The organism is Lysinibacillus sp. NPDC097195, from assembly GCF_044762075.1.
In the GTDB taxonomy this organism is placed as follows: Bacteria; Bacillota; Bacilli; order Bacillales_A; family Planococcaceae; genus Lysinibacillus.
Genome location: NZ_JBIWDP010000001.1, coordinates 2,445,654 through 2,460,357, shown reverse-complemented (window position 1 = coordinate 2,460,357; position 14,704 = coordinate 2,445,654). Strand labels below are relative to the sequence as shown.

Below are 14,704 nucleotides of genomic sequence, written 5' to 3'. Positions count from 1 at the left end.
TTAAATTTCCTCCAAGACGAAGTTCGGACTAGCTTGTTCGTACTCTAAATAGTTACCTTCAAGCAGTTGAATGAACTCAATGTTGTAATGACGGTCTTGTAACTTTTGACGTACTTCACGTTCTGAAGCAGCTTCAAGGTATAGACTTTTAGTGTTTTCGCGAACTGGAATCTCATTTGCTTTTTCTTGATAATAAACTTTGTAAATCATAGTTTGCTCTCCTTTAATTGCGTACATTATTATTGCAGATTTGGCTATTACCACACACGTGCTACAAGAAAAAACCGCGAATTTCAAGTATACTTTAAACTAATAAAGAAATGAGCGTTTGAATTTCTTGTATCTCAATACTTTCATCTTGCACTTTTCATAAAAGTACTGAGACAGTGGTTGCGCATAGTCAAATAAATGCATTTCCTTTATATTATCACGCAGCTACTCTAAAATAAAGAAAAGCCCTTCAAATAATGAAGGGCAAATGTTAGGCAATTGATTTTTTTCCGAGTACGCCGCGAAGTTGCTTCAACAATTTCCGTTTTAGTTTCTTCAGCATGGCACATCACTCCTTAGGATCATTATAATGAAAAACGATACCTGTGTAAAGTATTTTGCCTTTGCAACATAATACATAAAGAGAGGAATAATAGTATGAAAAAAATATTATTTTTTGATGTAGATGGAACGCTTTATAACAGTGAGAAGGTAATGCCGGAATCTGCGAAAGCAGCGCTATTAGAAGCACGTCGTAATGGTTATGAGATTGCCATTGCCACTGGGCGTGCGCCATTTATGATTGACTCATTAATTGAAGAGCTTGATATAAAGACGTATGTCACTTTTAATGGACAGTACGTTGTCTATCAAGGCGAGGTTGTCTATGCGAACGGTATAGAAAAAGAAGAGTTAGCAAAAATTATCGCCTTTGGTGAAGCGCGTAATGAGCCAGTTGTATTTTTAGACGACAAGCAAATGATTGCGTCTGTGGGAGAGCATAAAATGGTATCTGAAAGTCTAGATACTTTAAAATACCCTTATCCAGCATTAGATTCATCTTATTATATGCAGCACGATGTATATCAAACACTGATCTTTATGGAAGAGAAAGATGAACATTTATATCGAGCTGCCTTTCCGAATGTCCAGTTTGTACGTTGGCATCCTTATTCATGTGATATTTTGCCTAAAGGAGGTTCGAAAGCAGCGGGAATTGAAAAAGTGCTATCGAAAATGGGTTTAACGTTAGATGATGCCATTGCTTTTGGCGACGGTATGAACGATATTGAGATGTTAGAGGCTGTTGGCACGAGTGTTGCAATGGGCAATGGTCATGAAAAAGTAAAAGCAGTTGCGACATACGTTACTGATCATGTAGATAACGACGGACTTGCAAAGGCAATGCGCCATTTAAAAATTATTTAAGTGCTTACTAAAGTGCCAGGCACTCATTCTACTTGAGTGAGTGCCTGGCACTTAAACAATTCTGAATATTTCAGTCAATAGTGACAACTTTCAGCTGAACGCCTGCCTTCGTAAACCGCTTTAACGTATCTTTCGAAAGTGCGCTATCGGTAATAATCATGTCGACCTGCTCTAGCGGGCATACTTGAATGGCGACATCTTTATTAAATTTGGTAGAATCGGTAGCTACAAAAACGCTTTGCGAAATAGTTATGAGCTGTTTCCTCGTCATCGCCTCTTCTAAACTAAAATCGGAAATTCCCTTTTCGAGTGTTACGCCACTCGCGCAAATAAATGCTTTATTAATATTTAAGTGCTCAAAGCGGAACAAAAAATCATTTGCTGTGACCGATTTCTCCGAATGTCGTATTTTACCCCCAATAATCATCACTTCTATATTAGAACCAATTAAATCAAATGCTACTGGAAGAGAGTTTGTAACGACTGTCAGTTTTTCTTTTCCTAGAAGGAAAGGCGTCATTTGATAGGTTGTTGTGCCACTATCGATAAAGATGCAGTCACCATCCTTAACGAAAGATGCACATGCCTGCGCAATAGCGATTTTTTCTGTTAACTGTTCAGTTAATCGATTATCCATTAAGCCTTCAATAGGCTCAATATATTTTACGCCTCCATAAAACTTCTCAATTTTTTTCTCTTGTACAAGTTGTTGAATATCTCTGCGGATCGTTTCCATTGATACATTAAATTCTTTTGTTAAAGTTACTAGTTTTACAACCTTATTATTGCGTATGAATTGCAAAATATGTTGCTGCCTTTCTACTGTATACACGATATCACCTCTAGTTGTTATTTACTCAAAGTAGTAATGACTTTGTCAACAGTTAGTCAGAATTTACTCAACATTTACACAAATATGTTATTTTCCTTTACAAATCATCATTATACTGTGAGTAACAACTCAAAAGGAGTGAGTGATTTGTTGGAACTAAAAAATATCTCCAAAAGTTTTAAAAATAAAAATGTTCTAAGAGATATCAATATTACGATTGCTTCGGGAGAAATCGTTTCTTTATTGGGACCGAGTGGTTGTGGGAAAACGACATTACTTAACATTGTGTTGGGCCTAACAGAGCAGACAGATGGACAACTTTTCTACAATGGACAAGATATCTCGAAACGATCGATGCAGGAACGAGAATTCAATATAGTTTTCCAAGATTTTGCATTATTCCCTCATTTAAATGCATACGACAATATTGTCTATGGCTTAAAAAATAAAAAACAACATATGTCAAAAGCGGAGATTCAGGAGTATGTCGATTTTTTAGAACTAGCTCCACATTTACATAAGAAGATTCACGAATTATCAGGGGGACAAAAACAACGTGTCTCTATTGCAAGAACACTTGTGATGCAACCGAAAATATTGTTGTTGGACGAACCGTTAAGTGCACTGGATGGTGTTATTAAAGAATCGATTAAAGAACGCATTAAATCTATTGCTCGTCAATTTAATTTAACAACCATTATCGTGACACATGATCCTGAAGAGGCGCTGACGTTATCAGATAAGGTACTAATTATTAATGAAGGAACTGTGTCGCAATATGGGACACCACACGAAATAATAACGACACCGAAAAATCAATTTGTGGAAGATTTTATTTTAAGGCAACTTCATATTAAACGTCATAACATCTACCAATTGTTTGGAGAATCTTATGCTTAAAACAAATAAAATGGTGAAAATTCTCTTTGTCCCTATAACCATATTTTTTCTATTCTTTTTAATTGTGCCATTGCTTTACATGTTTTGGCAGTCTTTGAAAAAAGGCAATCGCATAACGATTCAAAATTATGTGGAAGCATTACAAAGCAGTGAAATTCGAGAGGCTTTTGTCAATAGTTTTCAAGTGTCTTTTGTAGCGGCGATCATCACTACTTGTTTAGCTTTTGCACTGGCCTATGCCTTGCATTTCACGACAATGAATCGCAACGTAAAAAAACTTGTGCATGTAGGTATCACCTTGCCGATGCTCTTGCCGACCATTACTTATGGTTTTGTGCTGATTTATACATTTGGCAATCAAGGGATTTTGACAAAATTATTCGGACAGCCAATTGTGACGATTTATGGTTTTAATGGTTTACTAATTGGCTATGTGCTTTACACATTGCCTGTTGCCTTTATTTTAATGCAAAACTCTATGCAGTACATCGATAAACGGTTTTTGCTTGTTTCCATGCTTATGCATGATAAGCCACCACGGCGATTTTACCATACTGTATTGCGGCCAATGCTTGGTACTATCGGTGGGGCTTTTATTTTAACGTTTATTTTAAGTTTTACTGACTTTGGTATACCGGCGTCGGTAGGCGGCAGCTATAAAGTTATCGCGACTGAGCTTTATCAAGCGATGCTCGGTTCCATTGTACGCTTTGAACAAGGTGCAGTCATTTCTGTCTTGATGTTGGTACCTGCAGTGCTTGGCATCGTAATGCTAACTGTGTTAGATCGATTTAACTTTCAATACAAACATGTTAGTCACAGTGAGCTTGTCGTCCATCGTCTGCGTGATGGGACATTTACAGTTCTTGCATTACTATGTGTCAGCTCGATTTGTATCATCTTCTCGACAATGTTTATCGTGCCGTTTACAAAGGGCTATCCATATGACTTTAGCTTTACATTGGAACATGTCCAAACAGTTTTAGCAGAAAAGAATTTAACAAGAGTTTATATGAATTCACTTATCGTCGCCTTCTTTACAGCTGCTTTGGGCGTTTGTATAGCCTTTGTGTCAGCCCTTGTAAATGTCAGAACGCCGTTGCGAGGAAGGAAAACATTAGATTATACGTCCATGGTGACGAATACTGTGCCTGGCATGGTTCTTGGTCTATCTTACTTATTTTTCTTTAATGGCAGTTCGCTTAAGGGAACATTCTTGATCATTATTGCATACACGGTTGTACATTTCTTTACAACGCCTTATTTAATGGCGAAAAATTCTTTGCAAAAGATGGACCCTACTTGGGAAGTGACAGGAGAATTGTTAAAGGACTCATGGCTTCAAACGGTCGTTCGGGTTATTTTACCGAATATCAAGCCAACTATCTTTCAAATGTTTAGCTACTATTTTCTAAATGCCATGGTCACAGTAAGCGGGGTTATTTTCCTTGTAAGCACGAAAACGATGCTTGTGTCCACGCGCATTAAAGAGCTTCAGCATTTTGCAAAGTATACAGATATTTTTGTACTATCCATTTTTATTTTTGGCACTAACCTCATTGTGAAATTAGGTTGTGATTATATAACAACTAAAGAAAAGGTGAAGGAGCTGGAATGATGAAAAAGTCAACGGTCATGATGTTAGGTACGGTGAGTTCTGCCATAGTATTGGCAGCATGTGGAGGTGCAGCGGCTGATGCAAAAGATCAAGTCATTATTTATTCAAATGCTGATGATGAAGCGATTGAAGTCATGCAAGCTACGTTAGACCACAAAGGCTATGAAGGGAAGTATATTATCCAATCATATGGTACGTCTGAATTAGGCGGGAAAATGATGGCAGAGGGAACGGATATTGAAGCGGATGTTGTCACGATGGCCTCTTACTTTATTGAAAGTGCTCAAACATCTAAATCTATGTTTGTTGAACTATCCTCTGACAAAAAACCGTTAGATGGCGAATCAACATACGCATTGCCGATTTTAGGGAATGTAGGATCTATTTTTATTAACACGGATGTATTGGCGCAAAAGGGGCTAGCTGTACCTAAAACAATAAAGGATTTAACGAATCCTGAGTACAAAGATTTAGTGTCGTTTCCCAATATATTAGATTCTTCTACAGGCTGGTTGTTAGTGCAGGCGATTATGGACGAATACGGAGAAACAGAAGGGAAGCAAGTATTAGCAGATTTAATTAAAAATGCGGGTCCCCATATTGAAAGTTCAGGCTCTGGCCCTATTAAAAAGGTAAAAACCGGGGAGGTAGCAGTTGGTTTTGGTTTACGTATTCAAGCTATTGATGCTAAAAATGAAGGTTTACCGATTGACTATATTGACCCAACTGAAGGTAATTTTACGTTAACGGAATCTGTGGCAGTTGTAGATAAAGAAGGTGACGAGGCGTTAGCGCGTGAAATTGCAAAGGTTATTGCGACTGAGGCGCGAGCAGATTTATTAAAACAATATCCAGTAGCACTTTACGAAGGGGAACAAGTAGATAGTGAGTACGTGCCACAGTATTTGAAGAAATGGGATACGACTTTAACGGTCGATTTATTAGAACAACATCAAGCATTCTTTAAAGAAGCGCAACAATAAAGGGGTATGACGATGAATAGCTATAAATTATTAACACCAGGTCCATTAACGACGACAGAAGCGGTAAAAAGGGAAATGTTAATAGATCGCTGTACATGGGAAGATGATTATAAACAAGTTACACAAACGATACGTAAACAATTAGTGGAATTAGCACAAGTTGATGAAAAGAAATATACGGCAGTTTTAATGCAGGGAAGTGGTAGCTTCGTTGTGGAGTCTGTATTAACTACTTCTATTTTAAGTGATATAGACAAAGTACTTATTATAACGAATGGTGCTTACGGGGAACGGATAGTAAAAATGGCGAAAGCCCTTCAATTACAGCATGTCGTTTATTGTGTGCCATATAATGAGCAACCCTCACCTTTAGAAGTGCAAAAAATACTAGAAAATGATGAAAGCATTACACATGTAGCTGTTGTCCATTGTGAGACGACAACGGGTATATTAAATCCGATAAATGAAATTGGTGAAGTGGTTCAAACATTTAATAAGAGATTTATTGTCGATGCCATGAGTAGTTTTGGTGGTGTGCCGCTGGATTTGTCAAACGACCACATTGATTTTTTAATTAGTAGTGCAAACAAATGCATTCAAGGCGTACCGGGTTTTGGCTTTGTGATTGCGAAAATTGAAGCGTTACAACAATGTAAAGGGATTGCTAAAAGTGTTGCCTTAGATTTATACGACCAATGGAAAGTCATGCAAGTAGATGGCAAATGGCGTTTTACATCACCGACACATGTTGTAGGGGCATTTGCGAAAGCATTAGAGGAACTTGCTGAAGAAGGTGGAGTAGAGGCTCGTTACAAACGCTATGCGCAAAACAATCAACTGTTGCGCGAAAGATTATCGCACTGTGGATTTACACCTTATATTGCTGAGGATGTGCAATCACCTATTATTACGACATTTTTATATCCAAATGAAGCTTTTTCTTTCGAAGATTTCTATCAAGACATGAAACAAGCTGGCTTTGTTATTTATCCTGGCAAATTAACAGAACTTGATACATTCCGAATAGGGAATATCGGCGATGTTCATGAGGAAGATATGACAGCATTATGCAATGTTATTGAAAACTATATGGCGGTGAAAAATCATGAAAATTGAGGCGGTAATTTTTGATTGGGCAGGTACAGTGGTCGACTTCGGTTGCTTTGCACCGGTCAATGTATTTTTGACAATTTTTGAAGATGTGGGTGTAACGGTGACATTAGAAGAAGCACGCAAACCGATGGGGATGTTAAAAATAGACCATATTCGGACGATGCTTGAGATGCCAAGAATAGGTGAGGCTTGGGAAGCTGTGCATGGTCGACCATATACAGAACAAAATGTACAAGCTTTATATGCTCAATTTGAAACAAAGTTAATGGCGTCACTCGCGATGTTTACGGATCCAATTCCGCATGTAATTGAAACGGTGCATCAGCTAAGACAGGCTGGCATACGTATCGGTTCTACAACTGGCTACACGAACTCGATGATGGAAGTGGTGACGCATCATGCTGGGAAAAAAGGGTATCAGCCTGATTATTTAGTGACACCAACTGATGTAGGAGATAAAGGGCGTCCGTACCCTTATATGATTTTTAGAAATATCGAGCAACTTGGCATTCAAGCAACGAAACGAGTAGTAAAAGTAGGCGATACTACTTCGGATATACATGAGGCATTAAATGCAGGGGTTTGGGCTGTGGGTGTTATCATTGGTAGTTCAGAAATGGGTTTAACAGAACAGGATTTTATGCGTTTATCTGATGAAGAGCGAGCGGATGCTATCGAAAGAACAAAAGCTGTTTTTCAACAAGCTGGTGCGCATTATACTATTCAGACAATGCAAGAACTGCCCGCACTAATTGAAACAATTAATGCACGATTAGTTTAAAAAAAGTACTTAAAGCGAAAAAGTGTTAGATTGACTGTCATCAATCTAACACTTTTTGCTATAAATAAAATTTTATTAGAGAACACTAGTTGATGGTAGCGTAGGCGGCGACTCCTGCGGCTTACGGTGTGCCCGCGGAAAGCGTCCGCCATAGCGGACATCAACGCGAATGCTTCTAACTTGTCTTAGTCGCGTTCGTACGGCACAGCGTTTGGTATTTCTGCAAATGGATTTTTTTCATTAATGCGATCATAAAACATAACGCCGTTTAAATGATCTAATTCATGTTGGAAGGCGATAGCTGGTAGCCCTGAAAGGCGCATTTTTTTCTCTTCGCCGTCAATTGTTTTAAATTTCACTGTAATACGTGCATGACGAGGTACATAACCAGGCACATTACGATCAACAGATAGGCAGCCCTCACCAGTTGGTAGATAGGTATTTTCAACAGAGTGGCTAACAATTTTAGGATTAATAGCAACAAAGCTTAGTTGTTCACCATGCTCATCTTTTAAATGTAGTGCGAACATGCGATGTAGGCTATTTACCTGATTAGCCGCTAAACCAATTCCGCTGCGCAAATCATACTTATCTGCAATTTCAGGATCTTGGCTGTTGATTAAAAATTGTAGCATATCCGTTGCCAGTTGTTTTATTTCGTCCGTTAAAGGGAATTGTACTTCATCTGTTTTTATGCGGAGAGTCGGATGGCCTTCGCGAATAATATCATCCATTAAAATCATGTGTAAATCTTCCTTTCAATCTTTGTATTACCTTATTTATAAGTATACATCACGTATCAAAACATGCACATGAAAAAAGACTTTATTTAAATAAACTTAAAAATATTTTATGTAGGAATTAGTTTATAGTGAACTGGGGTATTCTACTATTGGTAATTATCTAGAGAAACGTAATGTTTATGCGCTTGACGAATGTTGTTGTAATACAGTTTTGTGTTACGAGTAATACAGTATGGGACAGTGTGTTTTAAACGTTTTTGTAGGAAAATTCTTTAGTATCGGGCGTAATATATGATTGACCGACCGTATTTTATTCAGTATACTGAGTGCTAAGAATAAGTTGTACTAGTTTGAATGTGATTTATTTTAATACAGTTGAAAGGGAGATGTGACAAATGAGCAAGAAAAACAATAATATTTTTGATCCACAACAAACGCTAACTGAAATCGAAGAAAAGTTTGAAATGTTTCAAATTTTGAACGAAGAAGGCGAAATTATAAATGAAGAGGCAGATCCTAAACTATCAGATGAAGAGTTAGTTGAGTTAATGACGCGTATGGTATATACACGTATTCTAGATCAACGTTCCATTTCTCTTAACCGTCAAGGTCGCTTGGGCTTCTATGCACCAACAGCTGGTCAGGAAGCTTCACAACTTGCTTCTCACTTTGCATTAGAAAAAGAAGACTGGATTTTACCAGGTTACCGTGATGTACCACAAATCGTGTGGCATGGTTTACCGTTAGATAAAGCATTTTTATTCTCACGTGGTCACTTCTTGGGCAACCAAGTTCCTGAAGGTGTAAACGTCTTAGCACCGCAAATCATTATCGGTGCACAATATATCCAAACTGCTGGGGTGGCACTTGGAATTAAAAAACGCGGAAAAAAATCTGTAGCTATTACTTATACAGGTGATGGTGGGTCATCACAAGGTGATTTCTACGAAGGTTTAAACTTTGCTGGAGCATTTAAAGCGCCTGCAATTTTCATCGTGCAAAACAACCAATTCGCAATTTCAACACCACGTGAATTACAAACAGCGGCAAAAACAATTGCTCAAAAAGGTATTGCAGCAGGTATACCAAGTATTTTAGTCGATGGAATGGATGCGCTTGCAGTTTATGTTGCAACACGTGATGCACGTGAGCGCGCAGTAAATGGCGAGGGTCCAACATTTATCGAAACGATGTGTTACCGTTATGGTCCGCATACGATGGCAGGGGATGACCCAACACGTTACCGTACTTCAGATACAGATAACGAATGGGCTCAAAAAGATCCGCTAGTTCGTTTCCGTAAATACCTAGAAGGTAAAGGTTTATGGGATGAGCAAAAAGAAGAGGCTGTTATCGAGCGTGCAAAAGAAGAAATTAAAGAGGCAATTAAAAAAGCCGATGCTGCACCTAAGCAAAAAGTAACGGAGTTAATGGAAAATATGTATAAAGGCGAAATGCCATCTAACTTAAAAGAACAGTATGAAATCTACAAAGAGAAGGAGTCGAAATAACCCATGGCACAAATGACGATGATTCAAGCAATTACAGATGCGCTTCGCACAGAATTAAAAAACGATGAAAACGTTCTTTTATTCGGTGAAGATATAGGCGTCAATGGTGGGGTTTTCCGTGCAACTGAAGGCCTACAAAAAGAATTTGGTGTTGACCGTGTATTCGATACACCATTAGCAGAGTCAGGTATTGGTGGCTTAGCAATCGGTCTTTCTCTTCAAGGTTTCCGTCCAGTTCCTGAAATTCAGTTTTTCGGCTTCGTTTATGAAGTAATGGATTCAATTAGTGGGCAATTAGCACGTTTAAGCTACCGTAGCGGTGGCGTATACAATGCACCTGTTACAATCCGTTCTCCATTCGGTGGTGGTGTGCATACGCCAGAAATGCACTCAGATAGTTTAGAGAGCTTAATGACAGCACAACCAGGATTAACGGTCGTTGTACCGTCAACGCCTTACGATGCGAAAGGCTTACTGATTTCTTCTATTCGCAATGATAACCCAGTTATTTTCTTAGAGCATTTAAAATTATATCGCTCATTCCGCGAAGAAGTACCTGAAGAAGCATATGAAATTCCATTAGGTAAGGCAGATGTTAAACGTGAAGGTAAAGACTTAACAATCGTTGCTTATGGTTTAATGGTACACGAAAGCTTAAAAGCGGCAGAGGAACTTGAAAAAGAAGGACATTCTGTAGAAGTGATTGATTTACGCACAATTCAACCAATCGACATTGAAACAATCATTGCGTCAGTTGAAAAAACAGGCCGAGCAATCGTTGTTCAAGAAGCACAAAAACAAGCAGGTATTGCTGCTAATGTTGTCGCTGAAATTACAGAACGTGCAATTTTGAGCCTAGAAGCTCCTGTACTTCGTGTAGCAGCACCAGACACAGTGTACCCATTCCCACAGGCTGAGGGTGTTTGGTTACCGAATTATAAAGATGTAATGGAAACAGCGAAAAAAGTTTTAACATTCTAATGTAGCTTGCATATTTGAAGAAGAGCAAAGAGAAAGGATGGGTACACATGGCATTTGAATTCAGATTACCGGATATCGGCGAGGGTATTCACGAAGGCGAAATTGTAAAATGGTTCGTTAAAGCTGGGGATACTGTAAAAGAAGACGATATTCTTTGTGAAGTACAAAACGATAAAGCTGTCGTAGAAATTCCCTCACCAGTTGAAGGAAAAGTAGAGGAAGTTTTAGTAGCAGAAGGTACTGTTGCTGTAGTTGGCGATGTACTAATTCGTTTAGATGCTCCTGGCTATGAAGATATGAAGCTAAAAGGCGACGATCATGCAGCTGCCAAAACGGAGGCACAAGTACAGTCAACGGCTGAAGCTGGTCAGGATGTAGCTAAAACACCAGCAAAAGAAGAAAAGTCAGAAGCGCCAGCAACGGCGGATGCAGCAGTAAAACAAGAAACAACAGATAGTTCAAAACGTGTTATTGCAATGCCATCAGTGCGTAAATTTGCAAGAGACAATGATGTAAATATTCATGAAGTATCAGGTACGGGCAAAAATGGTCGTATTTTAAAAGCAGATATTGAGAACTTCTTAAATGGCGGTGGAGCAGTACAACCTGAAGAAGCGCCTGTTGCACAAGAAGAAGCAGTGGCACAACAACAAACTGCACCAGTTGTTCTTGAAGGCGACTTCCCAGAAACACGTGAAAAAATGTCTGGTATTCGCAAAGCTATAGCAAAAGCAATGGTGCATTCTAAACAAACTGCGCCTCATGTTACGCTAATGGATGAAGTTGATGTAACAGCTCTTGTGGCACATCGCAAAAAATTCAAAGATATCGCCGCTGAAAAAGGTGTCAAACTAACGTATTTACCATATGTAGTAAAAGCACTTGTTTCAACATTGCGTGAATTCCCAGAATTTAACCGTTCGTTAGATGATGCAACACAAGAAATTATTCAAAAACATTACTACAATGTTGGGATTGCCGCAGATACGGAAAAAGGCTTACTTGTGCCAGTTATTAAACACGCAGATCGCAAATCTGTTTTTGCAGTATCCAATGAAATTAATGACTTAGCGACAAAAGCGCGTGAAGGTAAACTTGCACCACATGAAATGAAAGGTGCTTCCATGTCTATTACAAATATCGGATCTGCAGGTGGTCAATGGTTTACTCCAGTAATTAACCATCCTGAAGTAGCGATTTTAGGTATTGGACGAATTGCAGAAAAACCTGTAATAAAAAATGGTGAAATTGTAGCTGCACCTGTGTTAGCATTATCATTGAGCTTTGATCATCGCATGATCGATGGAGCCACTGCGCAAAATGCTTTAAATCACTTAAAGCGTTTGTTAAGTGAGCCAGAATTATTATTAATGGAGGCGTAACAAAATGGTAGTAGGAGATTTCCCAATCGAAACAGATACTCTTGTCATTGGTTCAGGTCCTGGAGGATATGTAGCAGCAATTCGTGCAGCTCAAACTGGCCAAAAAGTAACAATCGTTGAAAAAAACGTACTTGGTGGTGTGTGCTTAAACGTAGGTTGTATTCCATCAAAGGCATTAATTTCAGTTGGTCACCGCTTTGAGCATGCTAAACATTCAGATGACATGGGTATCATCGCTTCTGATGTGAAACTAGACTTTTCAAAAGCACAAGCTTTTAAAGACAGCGTTGTTAAAAAATTAACTGGCGGTGTTGAAGGCTTACTTAAAGGTAATAAAGTTGAAATCGTACAAGGTGAAGCGTATTTTGTTGACGCTCATTCAGTGCGTATCATCAATGGTGAATCTGCTCAAACTTACACATTTAACAATGTTATTATCGCAACAGGTTCTCGTCCAGTTGAAATTCCAACGTTCAAATTCTCTGAGCGTGTTCTTAACTCTACTGGTGCACTATCGTTACAAGAAGTTCCTGGTAAATTAGTAGTTATCGGCGGAGGTTACATTGGTACAGAGCTAGGCTCGGCTTATGCAAACCTTGGTTCACAAGTAACAATTATTGAAGGCGGCAAAGATATTTTAGCTGGTTTCGAAAAACAAATGACGCAAATCGTGAAAAAAGGCCTTAAAAAGAAAGGCGTTGAAATTGAAGTAAACGCATCTGCTAAAGGTGTTGAAGAAACAGATAACGGCGTAGTGGTGACATATGAAGTTGGCGGAGAAGAGAAAAAAGTCGAAGCTGATTATGTATTAGTAACAGTTGGCCGTCGTCCAAATACAGACGAGATGGGTCTTGAAGGTGTTGGCGTTGAATTCGGTGAACGTGGTCTAATTAACGTAGATAAACAATGCCGTACAAACATTCCAAACATCTATGCAATTGGTGATATCGTAGCTGGTCCACAGCTTGCACACAAAGCTTCTTATGAAGGTAAAGTGGCAGCTGAAGCAATCGCTGGCGAGAAATCAATCGTAGACTATTTAGCTGTTCCTGCTGTATGCTTCACTGATCCAGAAATGGCGACAGTTGGTTATAACGAAGATCAAGCAAAAGCAGAAGGTATTGAATACACAGCAGCGAAATTCCCATTCGCGGCAAATGGTCGTGCACTTGCACTAAACCAAACAGAAGGCTTCGTAAAGCTAGTTGCGCGTAAAGAAGATGGCTTATTAATCGGTGCTCAAATCGTAGGTGCTGGTGCATCTGATATGATCGCTGAAATGGGCTTAGCAATCGAAGGCGGCATGACTGCTGAAGATATCGCGTTAACAATCCATGCTCACCCAACATTAGGTGAGATTACAATGGAAGCTGCTGAAGTTTTACTAGGCAACCCAATCCATATTGTAGCTAAAAAATAATTAACACATATACACGACTATAAAGCGCACAAGCTTTATAGTCGTTTTTTTGTATAATTTTGCTAACTTTGATACAGTAAAACTAGTAAATTACTAATTGAAAACATAGAGGTGGGACGACATGGAATTAGGCTTAAAAGGAAAAGTAGCAATTATTACAGGTTCAAGTAAAGGGATCGGTTACTATACGGCGATGCAACTTGTAAAAGAAGGCGCAAAGGTAGTAATTAGTGCACGTGGCGAAAAACAGCTACAAGTGGCTGCTGGCTGTATTAAAAATGAAACAGGCGAAGAAGTGTTGATTGTACAAGCAGATATTACGAAGGAGAAAGATTGTAAGAAGCTAATAGAACGTACAGTGGAGCATTATGGACGTATAGATATTGTCATTAATAATGCAGGGACAGCGTCTGCGAATCCATTTGAAACAGTGAGCAGTGAAGTATGGCAAGCTGATATTGATTTAAAAGTCTTTGGTGCAATTAATTGTTCTAAGTATGCCGTCCCCCATATGCGTAAGGTCGGCGGAGGAGCGATAGTCAATGTAACAGCAGTAATGGCAAAAACACCTCCTGCCAGTTCACTGCCTACAACAGTTAGCCGTGCAGCTGGGTTAGCTTTAACGAAAGCGATGAGCAAGGACTTAGGAAAAGATAATATTCGTGTGAATTCGGTTTGTATTGGTTTAATTCGAAGCGATCAAATTGAAAAGCGATGGAAAAAAGAAGCCCCAGCGTTATCTTGGGAAGAATACTCCCAACAAGTTGGTGAAACGATACCACTTGGACGCGTAGGCGAAACGCAAGAAGCAGCCAATGTTATTACGTTTTTAGTGTCAGATGCAGCAAGTTATGTTTCAGGTACTGCTGTTAATATCGACGGTGGCGCTGGACACGCCTTATAATAAATTGAACAACGAGTATTTCTTTTCCAAATTATTTGGCGTAGGATAGTGGACTTAACGCTGCTATTAAGAGGTTTTTCTGAAAAAAGGAGTGGACTATGAACGTTTCGGTCGACT

Annotated in this window: 14 protein-coding genes; 11 read left to right on the top strand and 3 right to left on the bottom strand. The window is 38.9% G+C overall.

Features of this window, described 5'->3' with window-relative positions:
* A complete protein-coding gene (locus ACIQXI_RS12660) occupies nt 1-210 on the bottom strand; it encodes a DNA-dependent RNA polymerase subunit epsilon (RefSeq protein ID WP_024362214.1) in 210 nt (69 codons plus the stop codon).
* A gap of 438 nt (nt 211-648) precedes the next feature.
* Between ACIQXI_RS12660 and ACIQXI_RS12655 the strand changes: the two genes are divergently transcribed.
* Entirely contained in the window at nt 649-1,419 is a 771-nt protein-coding gene (locus ACIQXI_RS12655) for a Cof-type HAD-IIB family hydrolase (RefSeq protein WP_402925218.1), read from the top strand.
* Between the two features lie 70 nt (nt 1,420-1,489).
* Here the strand turns inward: ACIQXI_RS12655 and ACIQXI_RS12650 are convergent, their stop codons facing one another.
* Nucleotides 1,490-2,251 (bottom strand): DeoR/GlpR family DNA-binding transcription regulator, encoded by a 762-nt coding sequence (locus ACIQXI_RS12650; RefSeq protein WP_402925215.1) that lies wholly within the window; start codon nt 2,249-2,251, stop codon nt 1,490-1,492.
* Nucleotides 2,252-2,398: 147 nt separating this feature from the next.
* On the opposite strand from ACIQXI_RS12650, the gene ACIQXI_RS12645 reads away from it, so the two are divergent.
* The 5 genes from ACIQXI_RS12645 to phnX are packed head-to-tail and all read left to right on the top strand — an operon-like array spanning nt 2,399 to nt 7,646.
* A complete protein-coding gene (locus ACIQXI_RS12645; RefSeq protein WP_402925213.1) occupies nt 2,399-3,151 on the top strand; it encodes an ABC transporter ATP-binding protein in 753 nt (250 codons plus the stop codon).
* Complete coding sequence (locus ACIQXI_RS12640) at nt 3,144-4,769, top strand: ABC transporter permease subunit (RefSeq protein WP_402925211.1); 1,626 nt, start codon at nt 3,144-3,146, stop codon at nt 4,767-4,769. The genes ACIQXI_RS12645 and ACIQXI_RS12640 overlap by 8 nt, the downstream gene beginning before the upstream one ends.
* Complete coding sequence (locus ACIQXI_RS12635; protein WP_402925209.1) at nt 4,769-5,752, top strand: extracellular solute-binding protein; 984 nt, start codon at nt 4,769-4,771, stop codon at nt 5,750-5,752. Before ACIQXI_RS12640 ends, ACIQXI_RS12635 begins: the two co-directional genes overlap by 1 nt.
* Before the next feature lie 12 nt (nt 5,753-5,764).
* On the top strand, nt 5,765-6,868 hold the full coding sequence (gene phnW / locus ACIQXI_RS12630) for a 2-aminoethylphosphonate--pyruvate transaminase (protein ID WP_402925207.1): 1,104 nt from the start codon (nt 5,765-5,767) through the stop codon (nt 6,866-6,868).
* Nucleotides 6,858-7,646 carry a phosphonoacetaldehyde hydrolase gene (gene phnX, locus ACIQXI_RS12625; protein WP_402925204.1) on the top strand — a complete coding sequence of 263 codons (789 nt, stop codon included), beginning with the start codon at nt 6,858-6,860 and terminating at the stop codon, nt 7,644-7,646. The genes phnW and phnX overlap by 11 nt, the downstream gene beginning before the upstream one ends.
* 185 nt (nt 7,647-7,831) lie before the next feature.
* Here phnX and def read toward each other — a convergent pair whose 3' ends face one another.
* Complete coding sequence (def, locus tag ACIQXI_RS12620; protein ID WP_402925202.1) at nt 7,832-8,389, bottom strand: peptide deformylase; 558 nt, start codon at nt 8,387-8,389, stop codon at nt 7,832-7,834.
* 395 nt (nt 8,390-8,784) lie between these two features.
* On the opposite strand from def, the gene pdhA reads away from it, so the two are divergent.
* The 5 genes from pdhA (at nt 8,785) to ACIQXI_RS12595 (ending at nt 14,587) form a co-directional block, all read left to right on the top strand.
* Complete coding sequence (gene pdhA / locus ACIQXI_RS12615) at nt 8,785-9,900, top strand: pyruvate dehydrogenase (acetyl-transferring) E1 component subunit alpha (protein WP_402925199.1); 1,116 nt, start codon at nt 8,785-8,787, stop codon at nt 9,898-9,900.
* Between the two features lie 3 nt (nt 9,901-9,903).
* The gene (locus tag ACIQXI_RS12610; RefSeq protein ID WP_402925197.1) at nt 9,904-10,881 is read left to right on the top strand and encodes an alpha-ketoacid dehydrogenase subunit beta; all 978 of its coding nucleotides are present in this window, start codon (nt 9,904-9,906) and stop codon (nt 10,879-10,881) included.
* Nucleotides 10,882-10,928: 47 nt separating this feature from the next.
* On the top strand, nt 10,929-12,263 hold the full coding sequence (locus tag ACIQXI_RS12605) for a dihydrolipoamide acetyltransferase family protein (RefSeq protein WP_402925194.1): 1,335 nt from the start codon (nt 10,929-10,931) through the stop codon (nt 12,261-12,263).
* A gap of 4 nt (nt 12,264-12,267) precedes the next feature.
* Nucleotides 12,268-13,683 (top strand): dihydrolipoyl dehydrogenase, encoded by a 1,416-nt coding sequence (gene lpdA / locus ACIQXI_RS12600; protein ID WP_402925192.1) that lies wholly within the window; start codon nt 12,268-12,270, stop codon nt 13,681-13,683.
* A 121-nt stretch (nt 13,684-13,804) separates the two neighbouring features.
* Complete coding sequence (locus ACIQXI_RS12595) at nt 13,805-14,587, top strand: SDR family NAD(P)-dependent oxidoreductase (protein WP_402925189.1); 783 nt, start codon at nt 13,805-13,807, stop codon at nt 14,585-14,587.
* The last annotated feature ends 117 nt before the right edge of the window (nt 14,588-14,704 follow it).